Annotated in this window: 10 protein-coding genes, 1 pseudogene and 2 riboswitches; all 11 genes and pseudogenes read right to left on the minus strand. The window is 66.9% G+C overall.

The genetic code is table 11. The annotated features are described in order from the left end of the window. Positions 1 to 110: 110 nt before the first annotated feature. A complete protein-coding gene (locus tag ACK4S2_RS14570; protein WP_409625918.1) occupies positions 111 to 488 on the minus strand; it encodes a BLUF domain-containing protein in 378 nt (125 codons plus the stop codon). 96 nt (positions 489 to 584) lie between these two features. Further along, a riboswitch (cobalamin riboswitch) is annotated at positions 585 to 790 on the minus strand. 60 nt (positions 791 to 850) lie between these two features. Then, positions 851 to 1825, minus strand: coding sequence for a class 1b ribonucleoside-diphosphate reductase subunit beta (nrdF, locus tag ACK4S2_RS14575; protein ID WP_409625921.1), 975 nt, complete (start codon positions 1823 to 1825; stop codon positions 851 to 853). 13 nt (positions 1826 to 1838) lie between these two features. Further along, a complete protein-coding gene (gene nrdE, locus ACK4S2_RS14580) occupies positions 1839 to 3986 on the minus strand; it encodes a class 1b ribonucleoside-diphosphate reductase subunit alpha (RefSeq protein ID WP_409625924.1) in 2148 nt (715 codons plus the stop codon). Continuing rightward, positions 3971 to 4384, minus strand: a complete 414-nt coding sequence (gene nrdI / locus ACK4S2_RS14585; protein ID WP_409625927.1) for a class Ib ribonucleoside-diphosphate reductase assembly flavoprotein NrdI — start codon at positions 4382 to 4384, stop codon at positions 3971 to 3973. Before nrdI ends, nrdE begins: the two co-directional genes overlap by 16 nt. Positions 4385 to 4388: 4 nt before the next feature. After that, positions 4389 to 4610, minus strand: a complete 222-nt coding sequence (gene nrdH, locus ACK4S2_RS14590; protein WP_409625930.1) for a glutaredoxin-like protein NrdH — start codon at positions 4608 to 4610, stop codon at positions 4389 to 4391. Positions 4611 to 4708: 98 nt separating this feature from the next. After that, positions 4709 to 4920, minus strand: a riboswitch (cobalamin riboswitch). Between the two features lie 38 nt (positions 4921 to 4958). Then, on the minus strand, positions 4959 to 8720 hold the full coding sequence (gene metH, locus ACK4S2_RS14595; protein ID WP_409625933.1) for a methionine synthase: 3762 nt from the start codon (positions 8718 to 8720) through the stop codon (positions 4959 to 4961). A 133-nt stretch (positions 8721 to 8853) separates the two neighbouring features. Beyond that, complete coding sequence (locus ACK4S2_RS14600; RefSeq protein WP_409625937.1) at positions 8854 to 9279, minus strand: Fur family transcriptional regulator; 426 nt, start codon at positions 9277 to 9279, stop codon at positions 8854 to 8856. Then, positions 9254 to 9916, minus strand: a complete 663-nt coding sequence (locus ACK4S2_RS14605) for a DUF1826 domain-containing protein (protein ID WP_409625940.1) — start codon at positions 9914 to 9916, stop codon at positions 9254 to 9256. The genes ACK4S2_RS14600 and ACK4S2_RS14605 overlap by 26 nt, the downstream gene beginning before the upstream one ends. A 7-nt stretch (positions 9917 to 9923) precedes the next feature. Beyond that, complete coding sequence (locus ACK4S2_RS14610) at positions 9924 to 11129, minus strand: GTP-binding protein (RefSeq protein ID WP_409625948.1); 1206 nt, start codon at positions 11127 to 11129, stop codon at positions 9924 to 9926. A 189-nt stretch (positions 11130 to 11318) separates the two neighbouring features. Continuing rightward, positions 11319 to 11555: pseudogene (locus tag ACK4S2_RS14615) on the minus strand (type II toxin-antitoxin system death-on-curing family toxin); the annotation flags it as partial. Then, positions 11552 to 11873, minus strand: a 322-nt coding sequence (locus ACK4S2_RS14620; RefSeq protein ID WP_409625944.1) for a hypothetical protein, incomplete at its 5' end; no start/stop codon positions are given. The pseudogene ACK4S2_RS14615 and the gene ACK4S2_RS14620, both read right to left, overlap by 4 nt.

Below are 11873 nucleotides of genomic sequence, written 5' to 3' on the forward strand. Positions count from 1 at the left end.
ACGCGACAACCGTATCCTTCGTCATGTGGCATATCCTTTTCTCTGCGAGAACTGCGGCGCGTCAACAACGCCTTGATATGCCACCCAATCCCCCCGTCACCAACTTTCAGCTATAGCTCCGCCGCGGAACCGGCCGCGCAGCCTGCACAGGGTTCGGGACGCTGGTTTTGCAGCCACATCGGACAGCCGGGAAAGGCACACGCCTTGCGCGCGGTATCGGAAACGACCTGCAGATCGGCGTGCCGTTGATCCTTGCGCAGCCGTTCTGGCAGGACCTCGATCGCACCGCCCGGCCCTTCGAGCCGCTGGACGCAGCACCCCGCACGCGCGAGCAGGGTGCCGGTTATCCCATCGCGCCGATTGCGAAGGGCCGCGGCCTCAACCAGCGCGCGCAGGGCGGCCGGTTCCAGCGGCATCGTCGCGCGGCTTCGGTAAACAAGGCCCCGAAGGTGTCCGCGATCCATGAGGTCGGGATCGTGCAGGCCCATCACAAGCTCCGTCCTGGCCGGCCGACTGTGACCGCGCACGCGCAAGACACGGACAGAGACCCGCCCGGCATCGCTCGTCCCCCGGACCACCCCGCCGGGTTTCGTCTGGCGGATGGCAGGTCTCCTGGCTTGCGGGTCGTCGCGGGGCCGATCCTTCCCAGCCGAAAGGCCAGTGGTTCGTTCGGCCCTGCTCACCGCCTACACTTGCGGGGGGCAGCGGCGGATTTGCCCGTGGGGCGCACCGCCTGCCGTTTCCAATCCGCGACACTTCGTCGTGGGTCACGATCATGGGCCGGCGATCATGCGCGCCGGCGAGACTGTCAGCTTGCCATCACGCCAGTCGCCTCAGACACGACGGTCTGTCAGAAATCCCAGTCGTCGTCCTGGGTCGCCACAGCCTTGCCGATGACATAGCTCGACCCCGACCCGGAAAAGAAATCGTGGTTCTCGCTGTCGGGGCTCAGCGCCGCCAGGATCGCGGGGTTGACCTGCGTCACCGTGTCGGGGAACAGCGCCTCGTAGCCCAGGTTCATCAGCGCCTTGTTGGCGTTATACCGCAAGAAGGTCTTGACGTCCTCGGTCAGGCCGATGCCGTCGTAAAGCTCGGCTGTATAGCGTTCCTCGATGGCGTAGAGGTCGAACATCAGCGCGAAGGCGAAATCCTTGATCGCGGCGCGCTCGGCCTCGGCCAGACGATCCTGCGCGCGCTGGAACTTGTAGCCGACGTAATAGCCATGCACCGCCTCGTCGCGGATGATCAGGCGGATCAGATCGGCGGTGTTGGTCAGCTTTGCCCGGCTCGACCAGTACATCGGCAGGTAGAACCCGGAATAGAACAGGAACCCCTCCAGGAACACCGACGCCACCTTGCGCCGCAACGGATCGCTGCCGGCGGCGTATTCGTCCAGGATCAGCCGCGCCTTGGCGGCCAGATGCGGGTTGTCCTCGGACCAGCGAAAGGCCTCGTCCACCTCGGGCGTGCTGCACAGCGTCGAGAAGATCGACGAATAGCTGCGCGCATGGACCGATTCCATGAAGGCGATGTTGGTCAGCACGGCCTCTTCATGGGGCGTCTGGGCGTCGGGCATCATCGCCACCGCCCCCACCGTGGCCTGGATCGTGTCGAGCAGCGTGAGCCCGGTGAACACCCGGATCGTCAGCTGCTGTTCGGCCGGGCGCAGGGTGGCCCAGCTTTGCACGTCGTTCGACAGCGGCACCTTCTCGGGCAGCCAGAAGTTCGAGGTCAGGCGGTTCCAGATCTCCAGATCCTTGTCGTCGGCCAGACGGTTCCAGTTGACCGCCCGGGGCAGCGCGCGCAGCGGGGTTTGCATGTTCATCGGTCCGATCCTTTCACAGGCTGCACGAGACGCAGCCCTGCACCTCGGTCCCCTCCAGCGCCATCTGGCGCAGGCGGACGTAGTAGATGGTCTTGATGCCCTTCTTCCAGGCATGGATCTGGGCGCGGTTGATGTCGCGCGTGGTCGCCGTGTCGCGGAAGAACAGCGTCAGCGACAGGCCCTGATCCACATGCTGGGTGGCCGCGGCATAGGTGTCGATGATCGCCTCGGGCCCGATCTCGTAGGCGTCGCGGTAGAATTCGAGATTGTCGTTGGTCATGAAGGGCGCGGGGTAATAGACCCGGCCCAGCTTGCCCTCCTTGCGGATCTCGATCTTGGCCGCGATCGGGTGGATCGAGGCGGTGGCGTGGTTGATGTAGCTGATCGAGCCGGTCGGCGGCACGGCCTGAAGGTTGCGGTTGTAGATGCCGTGCGCCATCACATCGGCCTTGAGTGCCGCCCAATCGGCGCGCGTGGGCACCACCACCCCGGCCCTGGCAAAGAGCGCGCGCACCCGGTCGGTTTCGGGCAGCCAGTCGCGGGTGGTGTATTTGTCGAAGAACGCGCCCGAGGCATAGGTCGAGGTCTCGAACCCCCTGAACGCGCGCCCGCGTTCCTGTGCCAGCCGGTTCGACGCGCGCAGCGCGTGATAGAGCACGGTGCAGAAGTAGATGTTGGTGAAGTCGATCCCCTCGGCACTGCCGTAGTGGATGCGCTCGCGCGCCAGATAGCCGTGCAGGTTCATCTGACCCAGGCCAATCGCATGGCTTTCGTCGTTGCCGCGCCGGATCGAAGGCACGGCGTCGATGGCCGACATGTCCGACACGGCCGTCAGCGCGCGGATCGCCGTTTCAACCGTGGCGCCGAAATCGGGGCCGTCCATGGTGGCGGCGATGTTCAGCGACCCGAGGTTGCAGGAAATGTCGGTGCCCACATGGGCATAGGACAGGTCCTCGTGGTAACGGCTCGGCTCGTTCACCTGCAGGATCTCGGAACACAGGTTCGACATGCTGATCCGCCCGGCCACCGGATTGGCGCGGTTGGCCGTATCCTCGAACAGGATGTAGGGATAGCCGCTTTCGAACTGGATTTCCGCCAGCGTCTGGAAGAAGGCCCGCGCATTGATCTTGCGCTTTCGGATGCGCGGGTCGTCCACCATCTCGCGGTATTTCTCGGTGACCGAGATTTCGGAAAAGGCGCAGCCATAAACCCGCTGCACGTCATGGGGCGAGAACAGATACATGTCCTCATTGTCGCGGGCGAGCGCGAAGGTGATGTCGGGGATCACCACGCCCAGGCTCAGGGTCTTGATGCGGATCTTCTCGTCGGCATTCTCGCGCTTGGTGTCCAGAAAGCGCAGGATGTCGGGGTGATGGGCGTGCAGATAGACCGCCCCCGCCCCCTGCCGCGCACCCAGCTGGTTGGCATAGCTGAAACTGTCCTCGAGCAGTTTCATCACCGGAATGACGCCCGAAGACTGGTTCTCGATCCCCTTGATCGGCGCCCCCGCCTCGCGCAGGTTGGTCAGCATCAGGGCCACGCCGCCGCCGCGCTTGGACAGTTGCAGCGCCGAATTGATGCTGCGGCCGATCGATTCCATGTTGTCCTCGACCCGCAGCAGGAAGCACGAGATCAGCTCGCCCCGCTGCGCCTTGCCGGCATTGAGAAAGGTGGGCGTGGCCGGCTGGAACCGGCCCGAGATCATCTCGTCCATCAGCCGCAGCGCGAGGCCCTCGTCCCCGCGCGCCAGCGTCAGCGCGACCATCACCACCCGGTCCTCGAACCGTTCGAGATAGCGCTGCCCGTCGCGGGTCTTGAGCGTGTAGGACGTGTAGTATTTCAGCGCGCCGAGAAAGCTTGCAAAGCGGAACTTGCGGGCAAAGGCGGCATCCCAGATGCGCCGCAGGAAGGCGGGCGCATAGGCGGCAAGGACCTCGCGCTCGTAATAGCCTTCGTCCAGCAGATAGCCGAGCTTTTCCTCGAGGCTGTGAAAGAACACCGTGTTCTGGTTCACATGCTGCAGGAAGAACTGCCGCGCGGCCATGCGGTCGGCCTCGAACTGGATGCGGCCCTCGGCATCGTAAAGGTTCAGCATCGCGTTCAGCGCGTGATAGTCGAGCGCGGGCGCCGGTTTCGGGGCGGGGGTTACGCGGTCAAGCATGGCTCTCTCCAGAAGGTGGTCAGACCGGCGCGCAGCCGGGCAAGGTCGGCCTCGGTCCCGGCCAGCTCGACCCGGGTCAGGCAGGGCACGCCGCATTTCTGCGCGATGACCGCGCCCGCGTGGCCGAAGAAGGCCCCGAAATTGCGGTTGCCGCAGCCGATCACGCCGCGCAGCAGGCCGCGCATGCCGGGGTCGTTCAGGAACCGGATCACCTGTTTCGGCACCGCCCCGCGCCCGTTGCCATCGGCATAGGTCGGGCAGATCAGCACGAAGGGCCCGCCCGGAACCGGCATCGGATCGGCCGGGCGGATCGGGATGCGCGCGGCCGGCATCCCCAGCCGGGCCACCAGCCGCGCGGTATTGCCCGTGGCCGAGGAGTAATAGACGAGCCCCCCCATCGGATCAGCAGAGCGCGCTGATCTTGTCGGGGCGGAAGCCCGCCCAATGCTCGCCCCGCGCCTCGACAACCGGCACCTGGCGATAGCCGAGCGCCGTCACATGCGCCAGTGCTGCGGCATCCTGCGACAGGTCGATGACGGTGTAATCGACGCCCAGCCTGTCCAGCGCGCGATAGGTCGCCACGCATTGCACGCAGGACGGTTTGGAATAGACGGTGATGGTCATGGCGCTGCCCTCTTGTGTCCGGACAGGGCAAAGGGGCGGCACAACGGGCCCGGCCACGGCGGCCGCCCGCATCGCACGCCCCCGGACCCGCCGCCCGGGATCGTTGTCTGCGTTCAGGCAGGTCTCCTGGCTTGCGGTGTTTCGTCTGGCCCCGCCTTCCCGGCCGGATGGCCAGTGGCACGATGGGGCAGACACACCGCCTACAGTTGCGGGGGCAGCGCCGGCCTTGGAACACCTGTTCCGCACCGGCTTCCCTTTTCACCCCCTTCCCGCAACGCGAGTCAGGGGCACCTGAACGCCACCATTTGTGGACAACCTGGCGCGGCTGTCAATATCTTGTTTGGGTGATCACTCTGCCGCCAGCGCCGGGATGGCTTGCGGGACGTAGTTCAGGATCGGGGCCAGCCAGCGCTCGACCTCGTCCACCGCCATGCCCTTGCGCGCGGCATAGTCGATCACCTGATCCTGCTCGACCTTGGCGACGCCGAAGTAATAGGCCGCGGGGTGCCCGATATAGAGGCCCGAGACCGAGGAGCCCGGCCACATCGCCATGCTTTCGGTCAGGCGCACGCCGGTTGCGGCCTCGGCATCCAGCAGGCGGAACAGCGTGACCTTCTCGGTATGGTCGGGCTGGGCCGGATAGCCGGGGGCCGGGCGGATGCCGCGATAGGGTTCGCCGATCAGCTCGGCCGGGGTCAGGTTTTCGTCGGGCGCATAGCCCCAGAGCGTCCGCCGCACCCGTTCGTGCAGGCATTCGGCCATGGCCTCGGCCAGGCGGTCGGCCAGCGCCTTGACGAGGATCGCGCTGAAATCGTCGCCCGCCTTCTCGAAGCGCGCGGCGATCGCGATCTCCTCGGGCCCCGCGGTGACGACGAAGCCGCCGACGTAATCGGGCGTGCCCGGCGGCGCCACGAAATCGGCCAGCGCCACATTGGGCCGGCCGTCGCGCTTGGCCACCTGCTGGCGCAGCGTGTGCAGCGTGGCCAGCGGCGTGCGCCGCGTCTCGTCCGTGAATAGGCGGATGTCGTCGCCCACAGCGTTCGCGGGCCAGAAGCCCACCACGGCGCGGGGGCGGAACCAGCCTTCGGCGATGATCTGCCCCAGCATCCGTTGCGCATCGGCAAAGAGGGCGCGGGCGGCCTCGCCCTGCTTTTCATCCTGAAGGATCGCGGGATAGACCCCCTTCAGCTCCCAGGTCTGGAAGAAGGGCGTCCAGTCGATGTAGCGCGCCAGATCCGCCAGATCCCAATCGTCGATCACCCGCGTGCCGAAGAAGCCGGGCGCGGGCACCCGGTAGCCCTGCCAGTCGATCCGCAGCGCATTGGCCCGCGCGGCAGCGAGCGAGAGGCGGGTCTTGGCCAGTTCGGCCCGGGCGTGCTGCTCGGCGACACTCGCGTATTCCGCCCGCACGGTCTGCACATAGTCCGCCTTCTGCTCGGGCGACAGCAGCGCCGAGACCACGCCGACCGCGCGGCTGGCATCGGTGACATAGACGGTCTGGCCGCGGGCGTATTTGGGGTGGATCTTCACCGCGGTATGCACGCGCGAGGTGGTCGCGCCGCCGATCAGAAGGGGGATGTCGAAGCCCTGCCGCTCCATCTCGGCGGCCACATGCACCATCTCGTCGAGCGAGGGCGTGATGAGGCCCGACAGGCCGATGATATCGACCTTCTCGGCCCGCGCGACCTCGAGGATCTTCTCGGCCGGCACCATCACGCCCAGGTCGATGATGTCGTAGTTGTTGCACGCGAGGACCACGCCCACGATGTTCTTGCCGATGTCGTGCACATCGCCCTTGACCGTGGCCATCAGCACCTTGCCTGCGCTTTCGCGCCCGGTGCCGCCGTTCCGGAGCTTTTCCTCTTCCATGTAGGGCAACAGCACCGCGACGGCCTGCTTCATCACGCGGGCCGATTTCACGACCTGCGGCAGGAACATCTTGCCCGCACCGAAGAGGTCGCCCACCACGTTCATGCCGGCCATCAGCGGGCCCTCGATCACATCGAGCGGGCGGGCCGCGGCGGCGCGCGCCTCTTCGGTGTCGGCCTCGATGAACTCGGTGATGCCGTTGACGAGGGCATGTTCCAGCCGCCTGTCCACCGGCCAGTCGCGCCAGGCCAGATCGCGCTCTTTCGCCTCGCGCGCGCCGGTGGACCTGAAGCGCTCGGCCAGTTCCAGCAGCCGCTCGGTGGCCGCGGGGCGGCGGTTCAGGACCACATCCTCGCAGGCCGCGCGCAGGTCGGGGTCGATGCTGTCATAGACGGCAAGCTGGCCGGCATTGACGATGCCCATGTCCATGCCCGCCCGGATGGCGTGGTAGAGGAACACCGCATGCATCGCCTCGCGCACGGGGTCGTTGCCGCGGAAGCTGAAGGACAGGTTCGACACCCCGCCCGAGACATGCACATGCGGCAGGTCGCGGGTGATGCGCCGCGTGGCTTCGATGAAATCGACGCCGTAATTGTCGTGCGCCTCGATCCCCGTGGCCACGGCAAAGATGTTGGGGTCGAAGATGATGTCCTCGGGCGGAAAGCCCACCCGGTCCACCAACAGACGGTAGGCGCGGGTGCAGATCTCGACCTTGCGATCCTCGGTATCGGCCTGGCCCGCCTCGTCGAAGGCCATCACCACCACCGCCGCGCCATACATCCGGCAGAGCCGCGCGTGGTGCAGGAAGGCCTCTTCGCCCTCCTTCAGGCTGATCGAGTTGACGATGGGCTTGCCTTGCACGCAGCGCAGGCCGGCCTCGATCACCTCCCATTTGGAGCTGTCGATCATCACCGGCACGCGGGCGATGTCGGGTTCGGCGGCGATGAGGTTCAAAAACTCGATCATCGCCTGGCGGCTGTCGATCAGCCCCTCGTCCATGTTCACGTCGATGATCTGCGCGCCGTTCTCCACCTGGTCGCGCGCCACCTCCAGCGCTGCGGCATAGTCGCGGTTGGTGATGAGCTTGCGGAACCGCGCCGAGCCGGTGACGTTCGTGCGCTCGCCCACGTTGACGAAGGGGATGGCCGGGGTCTTGACGAAGGGTTCGAGCCCCGACAGGCGCATCAGCGGCGCGACGGTGGGCACGGCGCGGGGCGGGTATTTCGCGACCGCTGCGGCGATCGCGCGGATATGCTCGGGGGTCGAGCCGCAGCAGCCGCCGACGATGTTCACCAGCCCCTCGCGCGCGAAGTCCTCGATCTGTTCGGCCATGAAGCCGGGCGATTCGTCATAGGCGCCGAATTCGTTCGGCAGGCCTGCGTTCGGATAGGCGCAGATCAGCGTGTCGGCCACGGCCGACAGCTCGGCCAGATGCGCCCGCATCTCGCGCGCGCCAAGGGCGCAGTTCAGCCCGATGGTCAGAGGATTGGCGTGCCGCACCGAATGCCAGAAGGCCGTGGGCGTCTGCCCCGACAGGGTGCGCCCCGACCGGTCGGTGATCGTGCCCGAGATCATCACCGGCAGGCGCATCCCGCGCGCGGCAAAGGCCTCTTCGCAGGCAAAGATCGCGGCCTTGGCGTTCAGCGTGTCGAAGATCGTCTCGATCAGGATGATGTCGGCCCCGCCGTCGATCAGCCCGCGCAGCTGCTCGGCATAGGCCGCGCGCAGATCCTCGAAGGTCACGGCGCGATAGCCCGGGTTGTTCACGTCCGGGCTCATCGAGGCGGTGCGGTTCGTCGGCCCCAGCGCACCCGCCACAAAGCGCGGCCGCCCGTCCTCGGCCGTGGCGCGGTCGAGCGCGCGGCGCACCAGCCGCGCGCCGTGCAGGTTCAGGTCATAGACCAGATCCTCCAGCCCATAGTCGGCCTGGGCGATGGCGGTCGAGGAAAAGGTGTTCGTCTCGACGATATCCGCGCCCGCCCGGGCATAGGCATAGTGGATATCCTCGATCGCCTGCGGCTGGGTCAGGATCAGCAGGTCGTTGTTGCCCTGCTGGGGGTGCCTTGCGCCGAAATCCGGCAGATGGCAGGTGCAGCCCGGCCCATGGGCGGTGAACTCGGCCTCACCGAACCCCAGCGCCTGGATCTGCGTACCCATCGCCCCGTCGAGGATGAGGATCCGCTCGCGCGCGGCGGCGGCGATGCGGTCGAACACGTGGGAGCGGGCGATGGAGTCGTGCATGAGAGCCTTCGAAAGCGCCAAAGTGCACCCGGTTGGTGCAGCCCTGCCACATAGATCAAATCACATCATGAACCAAACTCATTATACTCACAATGATTATGATGTTTATTCATTAATCCCGCGCCATACGGGTTTATTGCGCCGCGACGCAATCGCCGCAGCGGCCGTGCACTTCGACCATCGGATGCGCGGCGCAAAACCCGTCCTGCGCCAGCAGTTCGGTGATCCGCGCCATCTCGGGGGCGGCGTCGCGCTGTTGCACGCGGCCGCAGGCATCGCAGATGGCCAGCATGACCGGCCCGCGCCGGCCCGGATCTGCGGTCATATAGGCGTTCAGCGACGCGATGCGCAGCACCGCGCCGGCGCGCATCAGATGCCCAAGCGCCCGATAAACCGTCACCGGCGCGATGCGCGGCCGCGCAGGGCGCAGCCGCGCGAGGATATCGTAGGCAGACAAGGGGCCGTTCGCAGCCCCGAGCACCGCCAGAACCATCGCATCGTTCGCGCCGCGCCGCGTGCCGGGGGCTGTCGCGTCAGCAGTGTCCGTGATCCGACGCATCCGGCCCCACGACATCCAAAACGAGCAGCAGCCGCGTCTCGCCGCTGCCCTCGATCGGTGGCGAGCGGTGCAGGAGTGCCGTCTCCTCGCCCGGCCAGAGGCTGCCGCGGAAAAGGCCGACCCAACCGGTCGCCAGCGCCGCGGGGGCCGCGACCTCGCCCTTTGGCCCCGGCACACCGTATTGCGTGGCCTGCCCGCGATAGGTGCACAAGAGCCGCGCCGGCATGTGATCGACGTGAAACCTGCGGCAGGCGTTAGTCGTCACCGCCTCGAGCCGCAGGGCGACCGCGGGTGCCGCCATGATCGCGGCGAAGCGGCGGGCCAGGTCCTGCGCATCGGCGGCCAGCGCCGCGCGTTCGGGCGAGGGCGGCAGGCCGGCGATGCCGCAGGCCGCATCCACCGCACGCCCGACATCGCCCACGGGCAGCGCCATGCGGCAGCGCGGCAGGTTCTGCGGCGCCGTCGCCTCCAGCCAGCGCATCAGGGCCGGATCGAGCGTCCGCTGCCAGATCGCCGCCGCAACCCCCGGCTGCGTCACCCGCGCGAGCACGCCGGGATCGGCATCGGCGACAACCGCCGCCGCGCGCGGACGCGCCGCTGTGCGGGCGGCAACCCCTGTCAGACCGGTCATCGCCATGCCCCGCTCACGCCGCCTTCTGCATCCGCCATTCCGGGAAGGGGTCGGGCAGGTTCACCCAGGCCTCCGGCGTGAAGTCCTCGGCCTTCACCAGGGCGTCGTTCAGCGCGGCACAGATCGCCTCGCGGTCGTAGTCGCAGCCGATGAACACGATCTCCTGCCGCCGGTCGCCCCAGGGTTCGACCCAGTTGCGCGCGATCTCGGCCTGCGCCTCGGGGTGGGTGGGCAGGCGGTGTTCGGGCACGCTCGCCCACCACCGCCCCAGCGGCCGGACCGAGGACAGCGCGCCTGCCAGCGAGAATTCGGCGGCAAGATCGGGCCGCGTGGCAATCCAGAAATGCCCCTTGGCGCGGATGATGCCCGGCAGCGGCCCGTTCAGCACCTTGTGCAGCCGGGCCGGGTGGAACGGCGCGCGGGCGTGATAGACGAAGGAGGAAATGCCGTATTCCTCGGTCTCGGGCGTGTGGTTGGCAAAGCCATACAGCTCCTTGGCCCACATCGGATGCTCGTGCGCGCGGTCGAAGTCGAACAGCCCGGTGTTCAGGATCGCGCCGGCCGGCACGCGGGAATGATCGGTCTCGATGATCCTGGCATCGGCGTTGAGGCTGCGGATGATCTTGCGCGCGGCGTCGGTGCGCGCGGGCCCGGCATCGGTGACCTTGTTCAGCACCACGACATCGGCGAACTCGATCTGCTCGACCAGCAGGTTCACCAGCGACCGGTCGTCGCCCTCGCCCAGCGACTCGCCGCGGTCCGACAGGAAGTCGTGGCTGGAGAAATCCTCGAGCAGGTTCACCGCATCGACCACGGTCACCATCGTGTCGAGGCGCGCGACATCCGACAGGCTTTCGCCCGCCTCGTCGCGGAAATCAAAGGTGGCGGCCACCGGCAAGGGCTCGGAAATGCCGGTGGACTCGATCAGCAGGTAGTCGAAGCGCCCCTCCTCGGCCAGCTTGCGCACCTCCTTCAGCAGGTCGTCGCGCAGGGTGCAGCAGATGCAGCCGTTCGACATCTCGACCAGCTTTTCCTCGGACCGCTTCAGGTCGGTCCCCTCGCGGATCAGGTCGGCGTCGATGTTGACCTCGGACATGTCGTTGACGATGACCGCCACGCGGCGGCCCTCGCGGTTGTTGAGCACATTGTTCAGAAGTGTCGTCTTGCCGGCCCCGAGAAAGCCGGACAGGACGGTGACGGGAAGGCGGCGATCGGACATGCAGCAGCTCCAGATTGTTATAATATAACATAACTGATCGTTTCGACAGTTTGCAAGAGCCGAGAGGGGGCGCCACGCGTCCGACCCGGCCACGTTCTCGGGCGAATGTCGGCACTTGTCCGAGCGTGAAAGTCGGCACTGCGCCCGACCATGCGCTTCGTCGACCCCAAGACCGCCGATCAGCAATCCCGTGCGCTTGTTTCCGTCGGCGAACGGATGGTTTCGGGCAACGCCCCAAGCGCAGGCGGCGGCGAGCGCTGCCAGGTCGGGCGCCGGATCGCCATAGGCGAGCAGCGTTTTCGGTCGTTCAAGCGCCGAGGTCAGGAGCCCGGCATCCCGCAGACCGTCGATACCGCCATGCTCGGCGATCTGCCTGCGATGGATCGCGCGCGCGACATCCTTGCAGATCCCGACCGGCTCGATCATTCCGCCAGTTTCTTCAGCACATCACGATCTTCGCGCATCAGCGCCTCGGCCATGTCGATCTGGGCTGCGAAGTCCAGATCGTAGGGCGTAAGTTCCACACCGTTCGGCGTCTCTACCGCGAAGATCGTTTCACCATTCGAGACACGAAGCGTGGCCAGCAGGTCCTTTGGAAGAACCACACCGACCGAGTTCCCGCACCGGTGTTTGTCAAAGCAGTTGTCGCATGATTTGATTTCAAGCTGCGCGTTTGGCTGGCCCGGCCAAGGGTCCGCCGCCACCAGCTTCTTGGGTGAGCGCGTCGGCGGACCCATGGCCTCC

The organism is Gemmobacter sp. (assembly GCF_046292685.1).
Taxonomy (GTDB): Bacteria; Pseudomonadota; Alphaproteobacteria; order Rhodobacterales; family Rhodobacteraceae; genus Wagnerdoeblera.

Excerpts from the sequence above, each read along its gene's own strand:
- nrdI (WP_409625927.1), bottom strand. The coding sequence starts at position 4,384 with ATGGGGGGGCTCGTCTATTACTCCTCGGCCACGGGCAATACCGCGCGG.
- ACK4S2_RS14605 (WP_409625940.1), bottom strand. The coding sequence starts at position 9,916 with ATGGCGATGACCGGTCTGACAGGGGTTGCCGCCCGCACAGCGGCGCGT.
- ACK4S2_RS14610 (WP_409625948.1), bottom strand. The coding sequence starts at position 11,129 with ATGTCCGATCGCCGCCTTCCCGTCACCGTCCTGTCCGGCTTTCTCGGG.
- nrdF (WP_409625921.1), bottom strand. The coding sequence starts at position 1,825 with ATGAACATGCAAACCCCGCTGCGCGCGCTGCCCCGGGCGGTCAACTGG.
- ACK4S2_RS14600 (WP_409625937.1), bottom strand. The coding sequence starts at position 9,279 with ATGCGTCGGATCACGGACACTGCTGACGCGACAGCCCCCGGCACGCGG.
- ACK4S2_RS14570 (WP_409625918.1), bottom strand. The coding sequence starts at position 488 with ATGGGCCTGCACGATCCCGACCTCATGGATCGCGGACACCTTCGGGGC.
- nrdE (WP_409625924.1), bottom strand. The coding sequence starts at position 3,986 with ATGCTTGACCGCGTAACCCCCGCCCCGAAACCGGCGCCCGCGCTCGAC.
- metH (WP_409625933.1), bottom strand. The coding sequence starts at position 8,720 with ATGCACGACTCCATCGCCCGCTCCCACGTGTTCGACCGCATCGCCGCC.
- nrdH (WP_409625930.1), bottom strand. The coding sequence starts at position 4,610 with ATGACCATCACCGTCTATTCCAAACCGTCCTGCGTGCAATGCGTGGCG.